Origin of the sequence: Pseudomonas sp. Irchel s3b2, assembly GCF_900187445.1 — a bacterium.
In the GTDB taxonomy this organism is placed as follows: Bacteria; Pseudomonadota; Gammaproteobacteria; order Pseudomonadales; family Pseudomonadaceae; genus Aquipseudomonas.
In genome coordinates this window covers 126,428-149,895 of record NZ_FYEB01000012.1, presented here as the reverse complement: position 1 = coordinate 149,895, position 23,468 = coordinate 126,428, and the positions used below count along the sequence as shown (strand labels likewise).

Here is a 23,468-nt window from a genome sequence, read left to right as displayed (position 1 = left end):
GCTAAGTGACTCAGCGGTCAGCCTACACAGCTTTCAGGACTATTTCATGCCCAGTATGAAAATGCTGACCGCTCGCGAGGTCTACGAAGTTTTACGAGATACAGTTGTTACGTCACGATCAATGCGGCGAATCACCCAGGAACGCTGGGATGAGATTTACTGCGGACTGATGACCATGGACGTCGACGGCTGGCTGATCACATTTTTTATTGACTGCGGTGATCTGGATTACTGCGACAACTGCGTCTCCCCTGACGGTAGAAAGTATGACTTCAGCTCAAAAGATGTGTTTGATCCAGTTGGTCTTTTATCCCCGGACGAGCATCGACAGTTAGAGGAACTGCTTCGTCATATCTGAACAATTTTTCATTGTTCGACCACATTGCGAGGCCAGGAGATTTAGCCACCGAGCCCCTGGGGGCCAGCGAGGATCGTCCGGATTGTCAATCCTTTCAAACAGAGTTCTGCTGGATAAAAACCGGCCATTGGCCTGCTGTTCATGCTAATGGTCTCCAAGGTATCTAGTGGGTCACCAGCTGTTGCTTTCAAGGAATTCGATACATGAACAACAACTACGTAGCCCGAGCCAAAGGCCTTCTGTCTGCGATTGGCGTACACCAGCTTTCGGAAGGTGTATGGGCATTCACGGACGTTCAATCTGCCAACCAAGCCTACATCCATCACTCGCAACAACCAGTCGCCCTTGCTGCCTATGCGGCAGTTAACGCCATGTTTGCTGCTGGCCGTTTTCCCAACTGGGCATTGGTTGATATGGTGGACAAAGTGCCTTGCATGGACGGTGCTGAGCTTACGGCGCTGGCGATGGTCTGCGGAGCTTCCATCCCTACGTTCTCCAGTGCTTCAGAGCGCGAAAATATTTTTGGACAAGCGGTGTGGGGGATCGTAGAGGCTTACTCGCTTGAGGGTTGTTTTGAGCACGTCGAACTCGCCTATGGTAATCAAGGCAGCCATTACAACTTGCGGCCTCGCGGCTTCGATTGGGCAGGCGGACAAGAGTCTGTTCCCGAATCCTTGAAGGCAATGCGTAAGAGTTATCGCGCAATGTCGCCGCTGCAACAGATCATGGTTTTAACGATCATGCACTTATACAACCAGGGTAAAGACGAGACATATCTGACTGGGGGCTGTCCGACAAAAACTCCTGCCGCCGAGGCAATGGATATCCTGCGCAGAAATGGGTCGGCGCTCTCGGACTGGGGCCACCTGGTTGCTCATTACGCGGGCTGGTAAGCAATGGTTGTATGAGAACGCATCCACCCCAGGGCAGGCGGCAGTAGGATGGCATGTCATCGGACTCCCAAGAGTTTCTGTAATGGCCGAAAAACGCCATGCGTCTCCTCCATGTGCTTGCAAGGCTCGACTGGGCGAGGGTTTTGATAAGGCTTCTAGTTTAGAGGCCATGGTTTTTGGCGTGCCCCTGGTCGGGGACGGCTGTCGTAAACCAAACCCACGCGCAAGGCGCTGGTCTTGGCCCTAGCGGGCTTCCATCCGCACGCCTGCGCGCTCCGCTTGCCTGCCCGCCTTCTAGGGTCTGTAACGTAACTTTGTGAGCTGTAACATAAGCAGTGTTACAGAGCGCAAAATCACGTTACAGATCATTAATAGCATGGCTTCTGACGCCGGATGTTTCACCCGGCATGAAGGTTAGTAAGACGCCACATGTGTATCTCGGTCGGCGATGATTATCGCAGCCCGTTACACGTCCACGAGTACGCCTACGTCATGCACACCTCACCAGGAGTACATATGCACTCTTTCTTCAAGTTCCCCGCCCGTGGACAGCTGAAAGGCCCCATGCTAATTTGCAGCCTCCGATGTACCTGCATCGGGCGGTCGGCTCGCAAAGGCTAAAGCCACAGGTAGTAGTACCCTCCTTACGCACGCATTTCGACGATAGTCAGCGGGCAGCCGACACCCTGACGCTACCGGAGAATTGCTATGCGCGTCCCAGTCTATCCAGACGATCTCAAACGCAATCGTGGCTTCAAAAGTCTTGCCAAAAAGCTGCAAACGCATTGGTGTGGCCCAAGTTCAGTTTCGCTTTTATTCGTACAAGATGTTCTCGCTAAGGGTTTTGGATATCGGGACTACCGCGACCTTGAGCAATCGTCGAATCTTCGTATGGCGCATGAGCTTCCACCCTCAGAAGCTGATACCCGGCTAGCAATCAAATCTGCGATTCACATTGCCCTGGGATCTGAATTCCACGCAGATCTGGCTAAGCTTGAGCGGTTGGTAGGCGCGCTCCCGATCTCATCCCTTGTAGCGTTTAATCGCATGCAGGTCGCTTGCGATATTATTCAAAGCTTCCAAAAGACGGGCCAGGTGCCCCCACTCACTGCCAAACAATTGAGATTAATTAAACGGGTCATCGACGTCTCCGGCAATCTGCGCGATCAAGCTATTTTCGCTTGCATGCTGGCCGACATGCGACGAGGTGAGTTTCTTATGGCAACTGTTCAAGGTGGCAATGCCGTGTATCGCAGGAAATTCACTTCCATCAACGCCTGGGAGTCGTTACCGAGCAGTTGTGGTGCAGCTGTTGACCAGTATTTGAAGAGTTCGCGCGTACCTGAGGGAGGTTATCTTTTCCACTCAACCCATGACTCCAAGAAACCAATGTCACCGCTCACGCTGACCAAAATCTGCGCCTCTTGGGCTGAAAAAGCGGGCATCGAAGCGGGGCTCTTAAGTCCCCATAGTATCCGTAAGTCGGGGCAAGACCTCGCGATCAAATTCGCCCTTTCGTTAGGACACGTTCCGAAAATGTCGACCAGGGCCTACATAGGCGATTTGTTAAAGCCCCCAGTTCGATAAAGGTTTCTGGCTATGCCCCTCCTAGCTCAATAGCTCGGTAGGGCATATCTTTAACCAAAGCAGTGAGGATGCCTTGAGCATTTACCAAGTCGGAACAGGCGCTAACACGTCTCAGTATCACGAAAATAGGAACGCGGCATGAAGCGGTTAGGTCAATTGATAGGATTCGTTTGTCGGGACAAAAGATCAGTCCCCGAGCAAGCCAGAGATCGCGCGTTCATAACCGCTCTCAATAGTCTTCAGTCTCTTCGCGTTACGCCAGACGGCGGCATGTCGATTGATCCCAACGAGATTCGAGAGAACGTGATAGCGAGTCGACAGTCACTCAAGCGATTCGTGCGATGACCAACTGAGATTCATCTGACGTACTGAGCCGAGCCGTTGGCTCGAAGGAACGATAGCAAAACAGCAATGGCATCGTGCTCAGCGACCTTACGGTGCATTGCGCTGGGGCCGCCAAATTCATACTCGATTTTCAGGCAAAAAAAAGCCCCAATTAAGGGACTTTTTTCGACATGCATTACGATCCGTGCTGGCGTCCCCAGAAGCTACGACCAGAATTGGCACCGTCAATGCAATTGAAATAACTGTATATTCATACATAATTCTCGTCAAGCAAAAATTTCGGACAAGTCTAAACGCGGAAAACGATCGCGCTCAGGCTCAGACAACCACTCCCCTTTCCAGCCTGCCTATCAACTCCAAGACGGCGTTTGTTTCTACCCTCGTCCCCAACATGTCTAGAGGCCGCTTCAACCCAAGACCTTGCACCGGAGAGCTCATCCATTTTGCGACAGCGACCATATCGTTCTCGAACAGCGAAATGGCTTCCTCGAAAACCACTATGAGTGCGACTAGGCGATCGCTTTCGACGGTGTTGAAGCGACCAGCTTTTGCCCTACGCACTAATGTCGTAGGCGACACGCAAATAGCATGGGAGATATCCGCTCGAGGCATCTGAACGAAGGTCGCTGTTTGATCAAGTAACTCGAATGGAAAGCCCTGGTGTACGAGCTCATACAGCCTGGCTCCACGCGACGGCAATCCAATGGCTTCCCAAATGCCACCTGGAACATACGGGCCAGGCTGATATTCAATACTCATGTCTAAGACCCTATGTGCCAGGCGGAGCAATAGAAAGACTTTGCCAATACAGAAATTCTCTCGCAGCGTATTCGTGAAGAGTGGGGCTAGCTTCTGGGGCGCAGCAATCGCTTTTGAATCGGCTGGCTGCACAGCTGAGAAACCCCATAAACTCCGCCGCCTTTGACGCTCTTTTTCAAGTAGGTCAGCCCCGCATGTTCTCATTCACCATCGATCTGACTAGCCTCCGCCTGATTGGCTTCGATGGCTTTGATCGCGGCCGCTCCTCCTCGCTTGGTGAGGTCTATGCCGATGACCTTGATGTCTTCAACGTTAGGAAACCTCGAAGCGATGACCAACCAGTGTTCTTGCAATGCGATTACTAGATCATTAAACCCGAGCCGGCCTTTGGTTGGCGTCTCCCACGTGGCCTGACCTCCATGGTTCACCAGCAAAAAGATGCCGCAGCTTGAGCTTATGTCGCGTAGGTAATCCCCGCAGAGTTGGTTCTCGAGTCGTTCGAAATGCCCGGGGCCGCTCCAGTTCTGTGAAAGCTTAAGTTCGACTGGCACGGGCGCGTAGTACTGGCTGTTTTGGAATCGATAATCAGGGCGTTTGTCATCGGCAAGCTGCTCTTCCTGCGGAACGACGTAGCGTCCCGCAGCATTATCCCTCAACCACTTACCGATGAACTTCCGAATGGAAGTCTCCTGATTGGTCTGGAGCAAAATTTCTGCGTAGCTCGAGTCGCTATCTTCAAGATCATGCTTTAAGTCCAGAAGACGATCGATCGCCAGATTCCAGAGGTCACGGTGGGTGGATGGCGTGCTTTCCAGCGACTCATGAAAATCGACGACCTTCGATGGTTCCCACGGCGGCGTCTGCGAGTCGGCTGTAGCCTTTTGCTGAGCGTAGAATGCGCTCCAGGGACGTAATCGCTCCGCAGGGTGAGCCTGTGCGATTTCCTGCAATGCTAGGAAAGATTCCTTCCCAGGCGTCTCTCGGATAAAAGCTAAAAGCCCATCACGAGCATTCTGGGCATCGTCCCTAAGTCCTGGCGAATAGACCCCTTTTCCTGAGCGGTCAATGTCTTCTGCAATACGTATGTATGTGTGCATCAGCAGATACAGCGATTTGACATGCTCAACCGTTTTGTAATTCTGCCGACAACGGCTGGCAGTGCGGCTTCCGACAATGGCAATCAGGCAAAGCATGGCAAATTTGGCTTTTTCCTCATCTGAGGATAACGAGTCGATGCGAGCTGCTAATGCCGGGATAGCAAGCACCGGCTCCACTCCAGCCCAGACGGCGTACCAGGTCGGCGCAATCTCCGAATTGACCTCTTCTATGGCACGCTTGCTGGCGAGCTCGGCCAGAACCTCATCAACGACCGACGACTCCTGCACAATGCTCAACACGAGCTGGAGCAACTCAAGGTCGCTTATGTGCTGTGCCAGCCGGGCCATGAGCGGAGCAGCAAGCTCCTCGTACATCCAGCCCCCGCCCCAGCGCAGTCTCTGTAGCACACGATTGCCGCCCGATTCCAAAAGTGGCGCATCCAGCTCGTATTCGATTTCACGCACTACGATTTCTTGGATAAGACGCGGGTATAGCCCGAAAAGCTTGGGAAGCCACTCCGGAAAGCCGTTCAGCTCAAGCAGCCCATAGCGAGCTGCGTATGCAGCGTTTTCAGAGGACATCTGCGAGAAGTGGGATGGCTCCTCTTTAGCCTCAATAGCGAGTCCCGTCAGCCCAAAAATCACATGATATGGGGTCGAATTGGCAGCAGCCCCCTCCGATGGCAGCGTTGGGCAATAGCCCCGCCAGAAATTAATAGCGCCGGCACGAAACGCTTGAGCAACAGGTATGCCGAACTCACTTATGAGCGACTGCCAATTACCGCTGCTCCAAGTGTTTGAAGAAAATGAGTCCTCACGCATCTGTTCCATTAGATAAGCTTGGCTTTGAGTCATCACGCCTGGCTCAGGGCTGTTTATCAGGGCCACTTCAGAGGCGAGCCCCTCCTGCCAAGAGCGACGACGCTCTGCGTCTTCAGACTGCCGTCGGGCGGCTTTTTCCTTCCACTGAGTCTGCTTGACCTCCCACTCCTCAACTTTTCGCTCCGGTGGATTCAAGAGAGTTTCAAGCTTCTCGCGAAGCTCATCATGGGCCTCAGCTGCTTGCCTGAGCTGAACTTCCCAAGAAGATGGTTTGTCATGCTGTGTAAAGATGTTGAAAGCCATACTGAGCGCCATCAGGCGATCATGCATATTCGTGAGACTAATGATGTCGTCGCAGGCAAGGCTAAAGTTTTGCCTATTCAGCGACCAGAATGGCCGGAAACCAAGCAACTGCCAGACGTGAATTACAGTTTCCCCTCGATGCACTCGGCCGTTACGAGCTAACCCAACGTCATACCAGAACAGCTTGTAATCGAGCTCCGACCAAGTAGGCACGATCTCCCGGAGTTCTTCTCCGAGCTCTCGAGTATCTCGCTCATCATAAATGTGCGCCTGGGCCAGCTTGCTCAGAATCGCGAGGGCCGACTCCTCGAGCGCAAACGGGTCTCGTGCCTGGAGCAAACGGAGCACTGCCAGACCAGCTATCTCGGCTAGCCAGCCGTACCTCTTAGAGATAGCGCTGAAACCGTGCTCTTCAGTTGGAGGCTTGTCTAAAAGCACACCGAGCCCGCAAATGAGGGCTGGCAGGTTTTCTAGCGGACAATCCATTGTCAGGGAGGAAAGCTTCAACGCTAACGTATCCCTACTGCCATAGCGCTCCTTCTTCGCGCTTCTCTCGATTGCCTGTAGCAGCCAAGGTATCCATTGGCTATCGAGCGCAAGTCCGTCAAGCAGCTCAGCTAGCCATTCCCGGTTAACTTTGGAGTCTCCTGCCAGCAGCGCTAGGCGCACATCAGCTACATCTTGGGCCGTCCCCAGGTCGATAACGGCTCGGATTGCTGCCAAACGAGTATGTTTGTGCTGAGCATCGAGGGCAAATTGCTTAGTCTCTGCAAGTGCACCCACCACCTCGCCCTGCCATACCATTCTTAAGAGGAACCAGGCGATGTCATCGTTGGTGCGGTAAAGCGTCAGTAGTTCTTTGATGTCTTCAGTGAGATCGTGGTGCGCGAATCGCTGTACGGCTGAATAGTCAGTCATCGTCCAGCTGTGAGCCGGCTGAGCCAAGTGCTCGCACGCTTTGCGCAGCACTCTACGGCGTGTACTCAGCGGGAGCTGCCCAGGATCGCCGCCCTCAAAAAATACCTCCGGAGCAACCTCCTCCAGCCGTGTACAAATGCGATCATCCAACAGCGCCAACCAGGGTAGAACTGGACGCATCGAAGGATTGATAACCTCCAGCCCATATTGTGTATGGAAGAACAAGTTCTCGATTTTGACCCGCGAACCTGCGCCACGGATCAGTTCGTGGAGCCATTCCGCTGTTAGGTATTCTCGGACAGTACGATGGTGGAAACGAACCGTTCCATAGATGCCCGGCTCGAAAATTGGTCGATTCAGCAAGGCTGCGGATTCTGTGTCATTCCAATCCGTCAGCACGTCACGAATGGGAATCCCGCTTTTATTGGTCTCACCATCAGGGACGCGGATCGCAGATGTATGCCCTAATGTTGTTGCTGCTGCAATTAAGCGCACGCCTTCTCTGAGCCTATCTGGAGCAATGGGCCTAGATTCGGCGCGATCTTGGTCACGCTCTTCAAGGCGGCGATTAATGCTGCTTTTCATGAGCTCCAAGCGCGAGCCTATTCGATGGTGCTCGAGCCAAAAGTCGACGAGTTCCAGGAAGTCCAGAGGGCGCGTGGTTAGCGACCATGCTTCCTTGCGCTCAACTGCAGCGCGAAACGCTTTAATATCTTGGACGCCAGTGGCATTTAAGAAGCGATCGATCTGCTCGTCATGGATGTCGTCCAACGTCACCAAGAGGAACGACGTATCTGGCTCCGTTTTGTATGGAACCGTTTGCACAACGTCCTCAAAACCATCAGTTGTTGTGGAAGGTGCTTGCCGAGCTACGGGCCCAAACGCAAACGCCTTTTCACAGATCGCAAGATCCGTCTTTGCGCGCCATGCTGTGCTTCGTCCAGTGATGATTATGTGCGCCTGGGCCATAGTATTTTGGGTCAATCGGCCAAGTTTTCGAATTGCGCGCTCGAAATCTTTCGGATCATTTAACCGAGCCTCGTCGACTGAATCCATCAGCAGCCAGCCCTCGGTGTCTGAAGCGAGCCAGCTCTCGAACTCATCAAACGTCCCCACTTCGAAGGCGTCCTCCAAGTCTGAAGTGACGTTCTCAATACGAAGAAAGAATGAAGTTTTGCCTTGGCTCCGGAGCTGGCAAGCGACGTTTCGGATCTCAGCAGTTTTACCTGATCCCGCCTCGGACAGCAGTATCACCCGATTATGAGTTAGCAAGTCAGGCCAGTGGAGCTCTCCCTGCCGGCTATGCCTACCGCTTAGGTCTACATCGTCAGACGCATCAGCATCTAGAGGGATTTTGGAGAACGTTCGATCGAGGTCAATAAAGGCGTCCGAGTGCTTGGTCATATCGAGTCTCAAAGCAGGTCAGGAGCAGTCCCGACGCGGGCTGCAGAGGCTAAACCATCCTACTCGAAATGCCACCTCCGCCGGACAAGGAAAGGGCTTGCTCAAAGACAGTACCAATGCAAACCGAATGAGGTCTTCGAGATTCGTGCCACGCGAAGGCCCCCCTCGAGGTGCTCAAAGATTCCTGAGCTTGGCTCCACAGGCCAATGTTTTTTAATCGATGACAAAACGCGTACCTTCGTCTGCGGGAATTCCTCCCAGTCCAACCCGAACCTGAAAAATTTTCAGCCGCCCAGAACGGGCCTTTTCGGCGAGAGTGGCTGCTGCCTCCAATCGCCTCTCGCCAAGGCCAAACTTGGCGAGTCCTGAGTTCAGCATCTCAAGGTAGCATGAGTGAGATCGTATTTTTTAAGTCGTCGAATTCGTCAGGGAAGTTTTTATATACAATACCGCACACCAGTATGAGGCAACGTTCCGGTTCAAGGTTTACTTGCTCACCAACTTCGGCAAACTCCTCATGCTTACCTGCTTGCAATGCATATTCGACAATTGTGGACGCGCGCTCAGAATCAACGCCTAGTTCAACGCCGAGCTCTTGAGGTATTTCGCTGCACTTTTGTAAAAGCCAAGCTTCAGGCCATGTATCGCCTGGGAGATAGCTTGTTCGTGCAAGTAACCAATTGTTGATTTCATCGTCTTTTCGCTCCGCCATGCTTTTGGCATGTTCGATATTTTTAGCTTGGAGCTTTCTCTGATCAGCATCGTATACAGCCAGTATGTTTGCATGCTCATTTCTCAAATAGTTGGCTGCTAACTGGCGAGCCACTGCGGCGGCGGAGCCTATACGAGTGACATTGATTCTACTGCGGGTATTTCCATCTAACACGGTTTCGATCATTACCTTTGCAACTGGATCTTCAACAAATATTTCGAGTTCTTTCTCGCCAATTGCTCCCATTTTTGAGAACGCAAACTCCGCTGAAACTCCGGGAGTGATCTTCGTCTTAGCTCCGTTTGTCTCAATAAAAAACCTGGCGTCGTCAGGCAAGCATTGAAATATTTGCTTTGAATGTGTTGTGCATACAACTTGAGTACCTGTACTCATGCAAACTTCTTTCAGACGTTCAATAAATAGCCTCTGAGCCTTCGCATGGAGGCCAAGCTCAATCTCATCGAGAACTAATAAGGTACCTTCGCCAGAAGCATAAATTGTGGAGAAAATATCAAATAGCGCGTTTTCACCTGCGCCCATGTTAAAGCCAGAATAGATAACGTCTCCAACCTTAACAATCGGAAGGCCGTACTTCCTGTATTCTAGCTGCCGATAATCATCGTATCGCTTGCCAAGGACATAACCGACCGCGTCCTTAACCTTTTGCTCCCAGCCATGAACTCTCAAGTCTTTGAAGGCTCGGGAGTAAGATCGTGACTGACTGCGCTCAGCATGAGGAACAATACGTTCAATCCCCAAAAACACTACCGTCCGTTTGATTCTGGTGTCATAGTCGTTCCACTTACCGCCGGCCTTCTTTTTCCGTACTTGTGATGCAATTCCTTCTGGTGAGCTTTTCCAATTGTTATGAGCAAAGCTATACCAAATTTCTACTCCAGGAGGAGCAATCTCTTCTGAATGCTGCACGAAAAAATCGGAAAAAGTGTAATAACTTCTAGTGCGTTTCGGAAGTTTGAAACCGTCCGATTTATTGTGATAAGCACAGGCGGCGAGCGCCAGCATAGTTGACTTTCCGGATCCATTAACTCCGGCAAATGCGGTGATCGGATAGTCGAGATTTACCTTGAATGACGTTAGCCCGCGAATGCCGCCCGTTGAGATTTGAATGCTTCGAAGTAGGGCCTTGGTATTGTCCTTGCAAAACCACTTTCGTAATTTCTTATCTAGATTACTTTCCCTGTACTTCATCGGTTCTCCAAATATTGACTTAGCACTGGCTGTAAGGCTATGTGGCGATTTGCTATACGTATCACAAATTTCGGAGACTATCGAGCCAGCAATGAGACTTTTCCATGACGCTCTGAGCCTTTAGGGCTATCGGCAAAAGATTGCTTCACAACCCCCACTAGGGTGGGCTGATAGGCGGCGCCGGGCTTAACGCTCTACATCGCAAGCGAACCTACTCGCCCCACTTCACCCAGATACTTCCTCCGTCACATCGCTAGCCGTCACTATCGAGAGCTGGTTCAACGGCTATGTGATGCGCGCAGAAAAAGACTTGGTCTGAATGAAAGAACGCGCAGGAATGTAAGCGCTCCATAAACCCCGCCTGCACATGAAGCGCCGATTCAAGGATGCTGAGCTCCCATTTCTCGCTCGGATCGACCGATCCGCCGGACGGTCTGTTAGTCGTTACGTGTCTGTTCAAGCCGCTTATCAAGCTCGCTTGGCGGCAAGTTCGGCGTCGAGTGAAGCGTCAGCCAGACGGCCCGCAGAATGTTGATCGCAGCCATGTTCAGGTGTTGTTCGGCGGCGTGCAGGGCCAGTTCGGCTGCCAGGCGCTTGTCGGCAGCACTGAGGTGCGCCGTTTTGTGGGTCATGTCCGCATCGACGTTGGCCAACAGCCCCTGGAGTTCCTGCACCGCCTGATCCGATGCCTGACGCATGTCCGCCAGCAGGCAGCTGGCTTCGGCAGGCGTCATGGCCAAGGCGCGGACGCTGCGAAAAGTCAGGCGGGCGGGCAAGGTGGCCAAACTGAAACCCGTCGAAATCAACTTGCCAATCATGCGAACAACTCCTGTAAACGAGTGTTTCAGCAGCGTATCAGAGTAAATCGCAAAAAAATGTCTGCTCATCGCTTGCCAGCGATCAACTCTCCGCCTCTTTTTGGCATCAAGCGTCTGATCGTCGTCAGAACCCTCGAACGATGCGCCCATAGACGCTCGATCTGCTCATCCTTGGCAGAAATTTCCTTGTCCTTCGAAAACATCTGTTCATGCAGCGACAGATAAAGCTGTTTCAGCAAAATAGGGTCGTCAGGAAGGTTTCGGGCACGGAAATCATGCCGTGGATTACACCGGATCAGGTGACGAAGCGTGGCGTCAGCACCTTGTGAGGTTGACTGCCCCAGAGGTCGATTCCCTCCAGTAGGAGGTTCAACTCCCGCACCGTCAGCTCGATGGCTTCGTCACCATCCGTGACAAGGTCAGTGAGAACCAATTGGTCATGCAGCAACTGGCCAACAATACCGCTGAGCAAGCACTGCTGGGCAACTTTGCCAACGCAGTAGATGACGCAATCATGGACAGTGGTGATGCTCACCAGAATCAGATGATGAAATTGTTATCTGACCCAGCTAAAGCCAGTAAATTTGCGAAGGTGGTATTTGATTTGCTTAACTTGACGACGTAATGACTGAAAGCCCGCTCTCAGCGGGCGTTATTATCTATCGACAGCACCAGGGCCATTTAAAATCGGTGGCCCTGCGCTCGGCGGGCTCTTACTGCTGAAGAGCCTTGGCCGCCGCGATGCCACCGGGGGTAAGCACCCCCGAATACATAGCTCTAGACCTGAGATTGCCCGCGTCCATCCGCGTAATCTGGAAGCAACCAAATCCCTTGGCCCAAAGTTGCTCGAAGACTTCGGCATTGGCTTCGATAAAGGCTCTATCTGGCAGTTTTCCCTGCTCATGCATGGTCAGAAGCGTGGACAGCATGGAGTTGAATTTCGATTGGCCCACAGTCATTGAATAGCGTCCTTGAGAGATGTCGTCCGTTCTATCCTAGTCGATCTGAAAATGACGAAGACTGCGTCAGCTTTTCTGCTTGGTTTCTGAAAAGCCCGAGATCACCCAGGCGATAGCCCAAGCGATCAAGCGCACCGAAAAAATGCAGCGAAACCCGAAGCTAGATTCAGCAGTCCGATTCCAGCACCCTCATACAAAGCAAGTCGCAGGCTGCAAAACAGCCAGGTCGCGACTAGCCTCACCCACAGATTGGCATACCGGCAACGTAGGTGCCCCAGTTTTCAGCCATACGCGGCGGCGTGCAGCACCTTCCAAAAATCAGCGATATAATGCCGCCAAGCCCTAACTCCGCTGGATGGTGGTAGTCATGTCGCGCTCACTCTTCACTCCCGCTGAACTCGAAGAAATTCATACTCAGATCTCCCAATTGAGAGCTGAGTCGATGCGTCTCTGTGATCAAACCAGCAAGACTATCTGCGCACCTACCTTCGTGCCGCATGTGCATTTTTTGCAAACGATAACAATGGCGTTCTGCTTAGTAGCCACAGTGGGGACGATCACCGCCGTTGTGATCAAATACCTTCTCTAGCCTTGAGCAGTGCACGAGTGCAATCCAGCCCGGATGCTCCCCCATCTAACAGCTTCAGGACAAAGCATTTCACAAAGAACTCGAGCAGATGCGTGCAGACGCTGAAGATGGAGTAATACATATGCCTAAGCGCGAGCCAGAGGGCGGGGTGGCTCCCAGCCTTAGGCTTGATGACTATCCGGATTTATAAAACATGCCGTCGAGACAGTAGGCGTTCCCGTCCTCTGCCCCTTCCCTCTCCTATCGACCGACAAGATCGAAATGTTGTGATTGGCCCCAGCGCGTCTCTCGTGAGTGCTATCACTAGAAGGAATCGCGGTCATTGGTTACTTATGAGCCTCTTCTTGTCTAAGAAGGCGTTCTAGTAGCTGCTCGATCTGCGTCCCCTCATACCGTGCTTTCAGCTCCTCAAGCTTTGCCGCTTTACGTTCGCCAGTAAGAAGGCTAATGCCGTGGAGCGCATTGATCAGCTGCTGAGAATCCGTCAGCTCGTCCCTCATTGCTAGCCAGACAGAGTTGACCTTTTTAACGAGACTCTCAGCCTCAAGACTCAGGGTCTGCGATTCAATCAGCTTATTACTGTGTGTCATGATCTTTAGGCCAGCCAGCGTCTGCTCGAGAACGTGGAGCTGCTCTGTAATTACCTCAGCGCTATCCAGTGAAACGGATCGACCTTCCACATAGATCGTGTCGTCTTGGACGCAGTAAATGGCTAATGCCCCCTCCCCACCTCCCGTGCAATCCATCGCCAGAAAGTTTCCGAGACGCAAAGGGTGAGGAATCCAAGTATGACCTGTGCACACTCGCCAGATGCCTTGGACGCCAACCCGATAGTGCTTGATGACCCGCTCCCTTCCCCACAGAGCCAGCTCTTCGATCTGGGCATTGTCCAAACTCCCGACGAATTCCTTCCAGGACATGCCTGCGGGAACATCTGCATGGACGACACCGACAGTCCCGCGAGCTGACTCGATCTCGATTACGGTTGGAAGGATCTCGAATTTCTCAATGATCATTCCTTTCGATTCGTCGGCGATGGTCGACCACCACCCGGCCCCGTGTGCGGAGTAGCGAGCATCTGGATTTGCCCGGTAGGCGTCGATTAGCATCTGCTCGTGATTGCCCAACACTGTGAAAAACCAGGGTTCACCAAGAAGCTTCAGACCATCCAGCACGCCTGGCCCACGATCAATTAGATCCCCAACGGCGACGACTCGGTCGACCGCGCTGTTGAAGCCAAGCGCCCGGAGCCCATTGTGCAGATCAATGGTTTTGAAGTGAATGTCGCCGACGACGAAGTCACGACCATGTTCATTGCGGGGGAGCCTTAACAGCTTCTGCTTCATGCGCACATGTACTCCGGAGAATCAGCCGTTACTTTGGCATGATGGCGGTATTGTCTCCTTTCCCAGCAGGATCCCCAAGCTCTAGCAAGGTGCATTGGCCGGGCGGTCACAACACCATTATCCGCCCGTCAGCTCAACATTTTTTTCGACGACTGCCGTGGGAAGTGCTTGCTTGAATCAACTGCTCTTCTCACTCTGAGCCCGCACGCAAATTCATCAGAGTCGCGGCTTGGTTGATAAAGCATGGAAACCACGCTTGCTCATACGAACTCATGCGTGAATTCCGAGCCTTCGATGTACGGGAACCGTTTAGAAATTGCTGGAGTTATCAGCTCGTGTTCGGTGACGGCAGATGGACAGTCAAATGCCAAATCGACTTGTCTGGCCAAGAGAGTTTTATCGACGAGCTCTGCACAAAATAGCGCTCTCGGAGCCACGATTTCAGCCAAGGATCGCTCTCCAATTTCGTCAGTTTTAACCTTTCGCCAGCAAGCCCGATAGCTGCGGTGTAACGTGATTTTATGCATCGTAACAGTCGTAGAGTTACAACCAGAAAAGTGCGTTACAAGCCAATGAATACAGCGTCAAGAGCTCAAAACTGTCATTCAAACCCCACTGCGTAACTGGCTCACTGGCACCTCAATATGAGGACTGCCCTTCCGAAAGACCTAAGTCAAGCCGGGCGTGGCCCGAATGGGCGATTAGACGAGCTGACTGAGGCCCGGGATAGCGGACAGTTTGGCAACGCCGAGGTGAAATAAGGCATCCGTAATACGCTTCTTGAATCAATCATGACGGGCCAACTGTGGAGTGACTCGCCTAGGGCATGTGAAAATTTGGGGTCGAGCCGGGCTTAAGCCCGAAGAAGCGATAGCAAAAGTTGCTTTAGCTCCGCAGCCCAACGAGTCGCTATCGAGTCTCACACGAGAACTCCCCTCTCCAATCGACCAATAAGATCGAAAACGGCCTTTGTTTCCACCCTCGTCCTCATCATATCCAGAGGACGCTTCGAACCAAGCCCACGAACGGGCGTGCTCATCCATCCCGCTGCGGCGGCGACATCTCTTTCGAACAAGGAAATGGCTTTCTCAAAGACAGCTATCATCGTGACTAAGCGGTCGCTTTCTAGGGTGTTGAACCGTCCTGCTTTCGCCCTACGCGCCAACGTTGTGGGTGACATGCAAATAGCCTTGGAGATAGCTCCCTGCTGCACCTGAAGAAGGCTCGCTATCCGGTCGAGGAGTTCAAAAGGCAGTCCTTCGCGAATTAGGTCATGAAGCTTGGTGCCGCGTGACGGCAGCCCGAGGGACATCCAAACGCTCTGTGGGATCTGCGGCCTTGGTTGGTATTTCTTGATAGGTGCCAGCACATTTACCTCCATCTGAAAAACCTACCGCCAAGCCGGGCTAGGTGGCCCGAACTGGCGACAAATTCTTGGACGCCGAGCCGTCCAGAACTCGGGAAATATTAGTAACTATCGAACCAAGCACTCTACTCCCGACGTAGAAATTAGTGGACGTGTTAAGTTTTCGATCGCCACCTAATGGCGTTAACACCGTGAGCGCCATCATGCGTCGCAACAGATACCCAACTCATCGATAAAACACCCTGAAAACCGCAGACTAGAGCTGTAGCTCATTCATGAACGCTCTAATAAACTTCGTGTTAAATGTATCTTTTTTATGTGAATCTTTGCGACTTGCAAGTGCATAGAAAAATAAACTAACAGCACTAAAAACAACACGACACCGTGCTAGCATGCACTGCAAGCCCACTTAGGTTAATGTCTTATTGCTGGGTGACAATGCGAGGCAGATCTACTCCTCTTTCCCTCTTCCTATCACCCTCCCTCTCTCTTCCTATCTCTCTACTTCCTTCCATCTCTCTATCTTCTATCTTCTATCTTCTATCTTCTCTCATCTCTCCATCTCTCCATCTCTCCATCTCTCCATCTCTCCATCTCTCCATCTCTCCATCCTCTCTCCCTCTCTCTTGCATCCCTATATGCATCTCTTCTCAACTCGATTTTTCTTTACCCTCCTTTCCTTCTATTCCTTCCATTCCTCACATCGTTTTTCACATAGAACGTCCTCCCATTTAGTGCGAGTCGTATCCCTTCTTCGCCAATCAAGAGATAGACCCTCATCATTATTAGCTCACTCATTCCAAGGCAGATCACGATAAGGTACTGGCACTACGATACTGGGAAACTTGTGTCGATGAGTGAGCAATGTCAGTCCTGATGTGGGAATCCAACCGGGATAGATATTGCTCAAAACCTCCATGCTAGAGCTAGCTGCGTGCCCCTACCTTAGGTAGGCGTGGCCGAGCTGAAAGACTGACTTAGGTGCTGTATCCAGTTGGTTTTTGGAGTACTAATCTAGCGGCAGTCTGTCGCCCCCTCCCCACTCCGCTCTCACAGCCAATACTATTCCTGTCGTTCCGGGCAAAAAAATAAGTGATTGCACGACATTCAACCCTCTCCTTTAGAAGTTGGAAATCCGGAAACCTTGAATAACACCCGCTTTGTACGACTGTTTTGTACATCCAAACTTTTCTAAAAAAACTCTTGCAAAACCGCAGAAATACTTTCTATACTTTTTTCATCAAAAAACAACCCATGAAAAGCAATCAGCCTGAAGCGGACAACATATTCACAAATTAACAGTTGTTAAAATGGCAGGCCATTTTAATGGCACCCCAGCGCTCGACTTAAAATATTTGATTGGAACAGCGCACGCTGTAAGACGCAAAGTCAGAACACTTCGATAAAAAACAGCTTGGCGTCGACCTTGGATCGGTGAAGTCGAATCAGTTCGATCCGTTGCTAATAACAATGCTCATTAGCACTTCACGCCTTGAAAGACGATCGTGAGTGGGGGGATATAGAAAAGCAAAATGCCGAGCACCTGCTAAGGCTGCTCGCCCACCTGATCGATTTAGGGGATTACGACCCAGGTCATGCTGCGGCGCCGTACAACAAGGCCAGCCTGCACGGCATTGCCGCCGTCTTCAATCGGGTACGGCGGCGCATAGCGATGCTTGAGCGCGGCATTGAGTTTCAATCGAATGCTTTTACCTGAGAAAAGCAAAGCCCCCCCCGATGGCCGGGATTCTTCAACACCTTAAGCGTACGACCACTGGATTGCCACATGCCAAAGAAACCGAGGGACACCGAGGGCGGTAACCGCCCCCCAGAGGCACCGCCTCGTCACCAAAGCGACCTGTTCTCCAACACACCTCCAACGTCGAAGAGTGCGATCAGTGCTGAGCTTAGCGACGAGATCAACTCGCACCGTGGCCGGCTGGCGCCGTTCTTCAACGGGCACGCCAAGCCTAACCCTTCGGTAAGCTTCGCCAACGATGGCACCGGCTTCGGCAAGTCGTACAACGTATTCGACCAGTTCATCGAGCACGCTGAGGTACGTAGCGAACGTGGTGGCCACCGCAACCTATTCTTTATCACCCCGCACAAAGCGCAGATCGACGTCTCGAAGGTCACCCAGAAGAAGGCGGCTGCGCGTGGCGTCAGCATCCTGAGCTTCCTGGCCGAGCAGGACATGGCTGACCTGAATTTCGTCGGCTGGGTATCAGGTATTCGCAATGAAGATCTGTACGTCGGTTGGACGAAAGCCCTTAAGGTCGACTACTACAAAGAGACCATCGGCGAGCTACGCAACGCGATTACCGTGCTCAAGATCATTGAGGACGAGCAGAATCGATTCCTGAAGTCCGGGGTCACTGATTACCTGCGCGAAGCTGACCTGAAACGACGAATTGATGCCGCGAAATACCGCCTGCTCTATGCACTGCAGGACTTGGCCAAGGCGGTGATCAGAGAGAAGGTCGGGTTTGAGTTCTTGACCACCCTAGAGCTCTTCCAGCGCACCAATGATGCCCGTGATCGGGCCAAGATCCAAATCATCGATCATGTTCTACCGTTCGAGCGGGCCAAGGTGGGGCCAACCATCTTCGTCGCCACCACTGCTCGATTCATGAGGCGTGCGTTCATCGGGTATCTTGACAACAAGAAAGAGCCCAACATCAAGAAGCTGAGCTTTGACGAAATCCTGGGCGCCAAGCGCAGCCCAACCGATGCCGAAGAGGACAGCATCGCCTCGATTGGGGCCGCCTGCAGCCTGAGCCATGACGAGCAAATTGCGTACCTGAAGGATTATTTCTTCATCCCTGACGAGTCCAACTTTTTCCGGTTGAAAGGAATCACTTTCAACCTCGTCGTTGACGAGGAGCACGACAGCTACGACCGGTTTTTTGAGGACGGCAAGAAGAAGCTGATCAGCGAGAATGTTAAGCCGCCCCATGTTATTGCCGGCCTCCACCGTCTAATGGAGATGATTTCGGCAACGTATGGCCTTGGCGAGGAGAAGCCCATCGCGTTCAACGAAGCTGTTGAGCTGATGAATGATCTCCGGCGGCATTACGATGAGGACTGCGAAACCAGTGTCAGTCTGGATTCCATTCTGCAAATGTGCTCCGGGAATGTCGGCCACATCACCATCGACAACCGCGACGTCGAGCAGATCCTCGCCTTGTCACGCAACATCTTCAGCATGACGCCCAGACGCTTCTACAACGAGGATGCCCTCAAGCGGATTCGAATGCGGTCTGTGTGCGGCAAGAGCGAGATCCGCCTGTCCTTCGATGATGGCGGCTCCTGCGCCGACCCTACCCTGCACGACTTCTTGCAGGTCATGCTCTGTGCCCTGTACGCGTGCTCAAAGATCCCCCAGAACAGCCCCTTGAGGCATTTGCTGGCGCTGGGCGAGGATGCCAGTCAGAACGCCCCGCTTTCTGAGTTCATCAAGAAGTCTCACCAACATCGTTCCTACGTCGCATCCGTTTTTGACCGCGCCAAGGACGCCGAGATTTTCGTCGATGCGTTTTTCACCTTCTTCGCCCCGAAAATCGTGTTTTCGCTGGTCAAAGTGGACAAGATCCCCTTCGGAAGCGACGCGGTGAAGAACCGTGTATTCGTTGACTTCCACCTCGACCTGATCTTGGAGCTACCTGAGGTTAAACTGCTTCGGATACTCCACGGAACACAGAACAGTGCGATGTGCCTGAGCGCCACAACAGGCTTCAAGGACTCCTACTCCGGGAACTTCTCCAGGAAAATGCTGAGCCGTTATGGGGATGCGCCTGGTAATAACCTTGATGTACGCGTGATTCAGCGGTCTGGTGTGGACGTAAGTGCGATGGCAGACCTCCGGGATGCCCGTGCTAGAGCCAGAACGATGCAAGTCAGGCCCTTCCACAACACCTCCGCCGACGACATCAGCGGCCTGCGCCGCGATACTGCGTTCAAGAGCGCTTACAGATTCTGGTCAGACTCCCTGCTTCCCCAGGGTTACCGTGAAAGCAAGTATCGAATGTCAGCTTACCGCCGGCAGATCGAGGCCATGCTCATGGCGGCCTGGGATGGGAAGAACACCTTCATCCTCTCCCTGAACAACCGCTTCACGGATCTCTTTAGAACCCTGCTGACACAAAAGGGAATTGAGGGTCGCTTGAAGGGGTTTCGGCGCAAGCACCAGGACAAGATTTTCGAGCTGAAACCCTTTGATGACAAAACCAGGATCAGGGTCATCCTCTTCAGCTCCCAGCTGGCTAAAGAGGTCGACATCGACGAGTACCTCAAGGTGGATGCAGATACCCGCATCTGCCTGATCTCCGCCTACGGCAGCGCCGGCACCGGGCTCAATCTGTTCGTTGAGCGGAGTGAGGACAACTTCCACCAGGACTTCGACCGTCTGGTGCTGGTCAACACCCCCTTCTACAGCGCCATCCGTGAGAAGGACACCGGCCTCAACACAGTCAAGAACCACATCCTTCTGCTGAAGCACATCTCATCCGGGGAAAACGAGGCTGTTCGCTTGTCTGAGTTTGACTCGAACCTGATGCAGCCACAGAACCGCCGCATCTTGAACAATGAGCATGATCTTACCGTGCTCAAGGCCATCATCCAGGCTGTAGGTCGAGTTGAACGACGGGATAGCCATCTCCACACCGAGATCTTCCTGCCGAGTGACGTCATCGACGACATGGTGGTGAGGTATTGCCGGCTTCGCCGTGAGGGTAACGACCTTCTCCTCAACAGCCTTTCGCTGCTGAATCACAGGCTCATGCAGTTCTGCCTGGAACAAGCGGAGAGCCGTTGCTTCGTTAGCGAAGAGGAACTTGAGCAGTTCACCGCCACCGTAGCCGCAGCTGCCGGCAACATCGAAAACTTCTTCAGTGGAGCATTCCGAAACAAGATTCTCAGCAGCGCGCGTCAAGGCAACCGGGACGCTATTGAGTTCAATGAGCTGCTCAGGTCGTCCGAGAGCATCACCGCCCCTGAAAAGTACGTCCGCAAGCTGCTGGCATCCCCTCTTGTAAAGGCCTCAAGCTACTACCAGGGGGTCATCAACACCTTTTACCTTCCGAGGCAGATAACGGATCGGGTCACCGTCTGCACGACATCGGAAAGCTTCTACCACCTCAGCGACCTGCTTCATGGACAGGCCGTCTACCAGCCTGGGAAATGGCTGGTTCCTGACTACGTGCGCACCGACGGCAAAGACCAAAATTCAGGGCCTGGCATCGTCAATCTGGCGTGCAACATGGCCAGCGATGGGATTGATGTACACCTACCTAATCCGGCCCTCATTCCGATCCTGAAGGGGAACGTGGGTGAGTTCATCTTCCCGAAGGTGCTCTCCGCTCTTGGGATCAAACCACTGAAACTGGATCAGTTGATCAATCTGCTGGGGCCGACGGTGTACGAGTACTACGACACCTACGTCCACTATGAAGACACCATCATCTGCATCGACGTGAAGCGGTGGTCGGGTACCCTGGACAACCAGGAGCAGTCCCTCAAAACCCTTGACGGGGCGGAGAAAAAAAGGGACGAAATTTATAAGCTGTGCGGTGCCCTGAAACTGACCCCGCGCTTTCTCTACGTCAACACGCAACCCGACCACAACGACCTCAATACCGAGCGTGAGTTCACCATCGGGGCGCCGATCCACTTCCTCAACGCCTTTAAGATGATCACAAGCTACGTCCCGACCAAGGACAAGAACCGAATCTATAAAGTGGATGACCGCTTGATGATCAACCCCACTCTGGTACATCTGCTAAGGAGCGCGGAATGACCCTCTTCAATGTCCTGGAACCAGGAGCGGCCGCCAAGGCCCGCACCAACATGCTGAAGCTTCCCGGCGACCTGGAGGCCATTATTGATCGCTTGTCGGCACCCGCCGAAGGGGTTGGGCACATTCAGGCAGCAGTGGTTGAGGTAACCCGCAAGTCTGACGAGAAGACCGATGGGTACTACCAGCGAGTCGATTCGACTATCAAAGACTTCATCCGCAAGAAGCTTGGTCTGTCTGCCTCCACAGGGGTGCACTACAGCAAATTCAATGCGAGAAAGGGAGTTTTCGGATTCCTGTATCTGAGCACCCGGCCTCCGGTGCCTGGCCAGGTTCGCGGGGTCATCGCTGAGCACTCGCTTAACCCCCACTACGCGACTCAGGCCCTGCTGGACTTGAGGCTCAAGCTTTCGTTCCTAATGGACGTGAACAAGCACTACGAAATTGCCCCGGTCGAGTTCAACGCTGACTTGTACATTGGGCTGATGCTGAGTCGGACGTCCAGGGACGGCAGTTTTGTCTTCGATGCATTGGAGTACGACCTGTATTTCTCCAAGGAACAGGAGCTAGCCATTAAGCTCAATCGAGTGGCCATGGTGTGCTCTTCCACCCAGGAGGCCATCAGCCGGCCAGTCACCGAGACCGGCACGCTCATGTTCGACTGGGCCGGAAAGCGGTTCCAGCGCACCCGCAAGCTCAGCGCTACAACGAACAGTAATCGCAACTACATGGCCTTCGCCACGAACAACGAGAATGCCGAGGCCTGCGACCGCTATGAGAACAGCATCAACTACCACCAGACCGATTGCGTCAATCGAATCCAGCGCCTGCTGAAGCTCTTAGGGGTTGAATTCAACCCTGTCGTGTACGAGGCAACCCACCAGGTCAAAGCCTTCCTGGAGGGGCTTCCGACCATGTCCAACCCACTTTGGCTGCTCGACACTGTCACTAGCTATTCGAGTGACGAGGCCCGGCTTAGCTTCATCACCTACCTCGCGGACAAGTTCGGAGCATCCAAAGTACTGACCGCCGACTGCCTTCCAGACCCCACCAAACTGAAAGTGGGTACGACGAACTACCTGGTAATCAGCGAGAAGGTCAAAACCCTCGGGGGGAGCAAGAACGGCTCCAGCATCTTCAACACTTCCGCCGGCGAGTCTTTCAACACCTTCTGGCAGGCTCTTGCTGCCAAGCAGCGCAACCCAAAAGCTGAGTTTGACTACTACACGTCGATGAAGCTGCATCGCTTCACCCAGGCTATTGGCAGCATCTGCCAGGGATTCAACGTCGTCCCCAGCAAGCTCCCGTCTGCAACGGCTATCGAAAAATCCTTGCAGGAGCTGGCGCTGAAAGAGTCGATCTATAAGGACAAGGCCGTAACCATCAGCGGAGCAACTCTGCCTACCATTTCCCTAGAGCTGGTGAGTTGTCGGAGGGATTGGAATGAGAACGTCTATATCCAGGTTCTTGACGTAGCTGTTGCCGGCGAGACAATCAAAATCGAGAGTTCGCGGCGATACGACGAGACCTCCAAGGGTGAGTTCAACTACGAATTCAAGAAGCTCGGTGCCATTTTCGGCAAAGGTGATGAGAAGCCCTTCGATGTCATCTGGGATAGTGCGTTCCTGATCCGCGACAAAGCAACGAACGCCTGGCTAAGCGCCTACAGAACCGACCGGATACCCGCCATCATTGGGAACACCCTATTCGACAACCAGAAGCGCCAGGATAACGGCATCCCTCCGTCACGAGAGGTCGGCATCCAGGTGTCTACCCTCCCGTACTACCTCACGCCGACCAGGCAGAGGCAGCGCCATAGCGTCTTCATTCAGGACAACGGCATTGAAGGCGCTTGGTTCTTTGTTGCGTCTAACAAAGCGGCCAACAACACCATCCCGAAGCAGAGCCTCGTCTACAACATCGTAATCACTGATGAGTCCGGGGCGCGGGTTCCTGTGCTGAGCCATCCGCTGGGCGAACTGTTCTTCTCTACCTTCACCTTCGACATCGTAAAGCTCCGGGAGTCGGCCAAGACCTCTATCCTGCAGAAGATCGTCGAACTCTGCTTGCACAACTGAGCGTGGTGGCCGGTGCAACGCCGGCCACTTCACCTCGAGTTGTATCGCCACTCTGAAGACGATGGCTCTCCAAATTGGCGCCGCTCGTAAGGGACACTGATCAAGCGGCTTCCG

The 23,468-nt window shown here is 53.0% G+C and carries 14 protein-coding genes; 7 read left to right on the top strand and 7 right to left on the bottom strand.

The window, feature by feature from the left end; genetic code table 11:
* The first annotated feature begins 46 nt into the window (after positions 1-46).
* From CKW20_RS22230 to CKW20_RS22220, 3 genes are all read left to right on the top strand, one after another.
* On the top strand, positions 47-358 hold the full coding sequence (locus CKW20_RS22230; RefSeq protein ID WP_256585096.1) for a hypothetical protein: 312 nt from the start codon (positions 47-49) through the stop codon (positions 356-358).
* Between the two features lie 203 nt (positions 359-561).
* Positions 562-1,251, top strand: a complete 690-nt coding sequence (locus CKW20_RS22225) for a hypothetical protein (protein WP_095054794.1) — start codon at positions 562-564, stop codon at positions 1,249-1,251.
* A 708-nt stretch (positions 1,252-1,959) separates the two neighbouring features.
* Entirely contained in the window at positions 1,960-2,838 is an 879-nt protein-coding gene (locus CKW20_RS22220; protein ID WP_095054793.1) for a hypothetical protein, read from the top strand.
* 663 nt (positions 2,839-3,501) lie between these two features.
* On the opposite strand, the gene CKW20_RS22210 is transcribed toward CKW20_RS22220, so the two are convergent.
* The 4 genes from CKW20_RS22210 to CKW20_RS22195 all read right to left on the bottom strand — a co-directional run bounded on the left by CKW20_RS22210 (position 3,502) and on the right by CKW20_RS22195 (position 11,375).
* Complete coding sequence (locus CKW20_RS22210; protein ID WP_095054824.1) at positions 3,502-3,942, bottom strand: antitoxin Xre/MbcA/ParS toxin-binding domain-containing protein; 441 nt, start codon at positions 3,940-3,942, stop codon at positions 3,502-3,504.
* Between the two features lie 200 nt (positions 3,943-4,142).
* Positions 4,143-8,486, bottom strand: coding sequence for an NACHT domain-containing NTPase (locus CKW20_RS22205; RefSeq protein ID WP_095054791.1), 4,344 nt, complete (start codon positions 8,484-8,486; stop codon positions 4,143-4,145).
* Positions 8,487-8,865: 379 nt separating this feature from the next.
* The gene (locus CKW20_RS22200) at positions 8,866-10,407 is read right to left on the bottom strand and encodes an AAA family ATPase (protein ID WP_095054790.1); all 1,542 of its coding nucleotides are present in this window, start codon (positions 10,405-10,407) and stop codon (positions 8,866-8,868) included.
* A 437-nt stretch (positions 10,408-10,844) separates the two neighbouring features.
* Positions 10,845-11,375 (bottom strand): hypothetical protein, encoded by a 531-nt coding sequence (locus CKW20_RS22195; RefSeq protein WP_256585095.1) that lies wholly within the window; start codon positions 11,373-11,375, stop codon positions 10,845-10,847.
* Between the two features lie 289 nt (positions 11,376-11,664).
* Here CKW20_RS22195 and CKW20_RS22185 point away from each other — a divergent pair, with 289 nt between their 5' ends.
* On the top strand, positions 11,665-11,850 hold the full coding sequence (locus tag CKW20_RS22185) for a hypothetical protein (RefSeq protein ID WP_218228011.1): 186 nt from the start codon (positions 11,665-11,667) through the stop codon (positions 11,848-11,850).
* An 88-nt stretch (positions 11,851-11,938) separates the two neighbouring features.
* Here the strand turns inward: CKW20_RS22185 and CKW20_RS22180 are convergent, their stop codons facing one another.
* From CKW20_RS22180 to CKW20_RS22160, 3 genes are all read right to left on the bottom strand, one after another.
* Positions 11,939-12,184, bottom strand: coding sequence for a hypothetical protein (locus CKW20_RS22180; RefSeq protein ID WP_095054788.1), 246 nt, complete (start codon positions 12,182-12,184; stop codon positions 11,939-11,941).
* A 915-nt stretch (positions 12,185-13,099) separates the two neighbouring features.
* A complete protein-coding gene (locus CKW20_RS22170) occupies positions 13,100-14,119 on the bottom strand; it encodes a metallophosphoesterase (RefSeq protein WP_095054786.1) in 1,020 nt (339 codons plus the stop codon).
* A gap of 919 nt (positions 14,120-15,038) precedes the next feature.
* Positions 15,039-15,488 (bottom strand): antitoxin Xre/MbcA/ParS toxin-binding domain-containing protein, encoded by a 450-nt coding sequence (locus CKW20_RS22160; RefSeq protein ID WP_256585094.1) that lies wholly within the window; start codon positions 15,486-15,488, stop codon positions 15,039-15,041.
* Between the two features lie 1,489 nt (positions 15,489-16,977).
* Between CKW20_RS22160 and CKW20_RS22155 the strand changes: the two genes are divergently transcribed.
* The 3 genes from CKW20_RS22155 (at position 16,978) to CKW20_RS22145 (ending at position 23,354) form a co-directional block, all read left to right on the top strand.
* Positions 16,978-17,202, top strand: coding sequence for a hypothetical protein (locus CKW20_RS22155; RefSeq protein ID WP_095054784.1), 225 nt, complete (start codon positions 16,978-16,980; stop codon positions 17,200-17,202).
* Between the two features lie 69 nt (positions 17,203-17,271).
* Positions 17,272-21,279, top strand: coding sequence for a hypothetical protein (locus CKW20_RS22150; RefSeq protein WP_095054783.1), 4,008 nt, complete (start codon positions 17,272-17,274; stop codon positions 21,277-21,279).
* The gene (locus CKW20_RS22145) at positions 21,276-23,354 is read left to right on the top strand and encodes a hypothetical protein (protein ID WP_095054782.1); all 2,079 of its coding nucleotides are present in this window, start codon (positions 21,276-21,278) and stop codon (positions 23,352-23,354) included. Before CKW20_RS22150 ends, CKW20_RS22145 begins: the two co-directional genes overlap by 4 nt.
* The last annotated feature ends 114 nt before the right edge of the window (positions 23,355-23,468 follow it).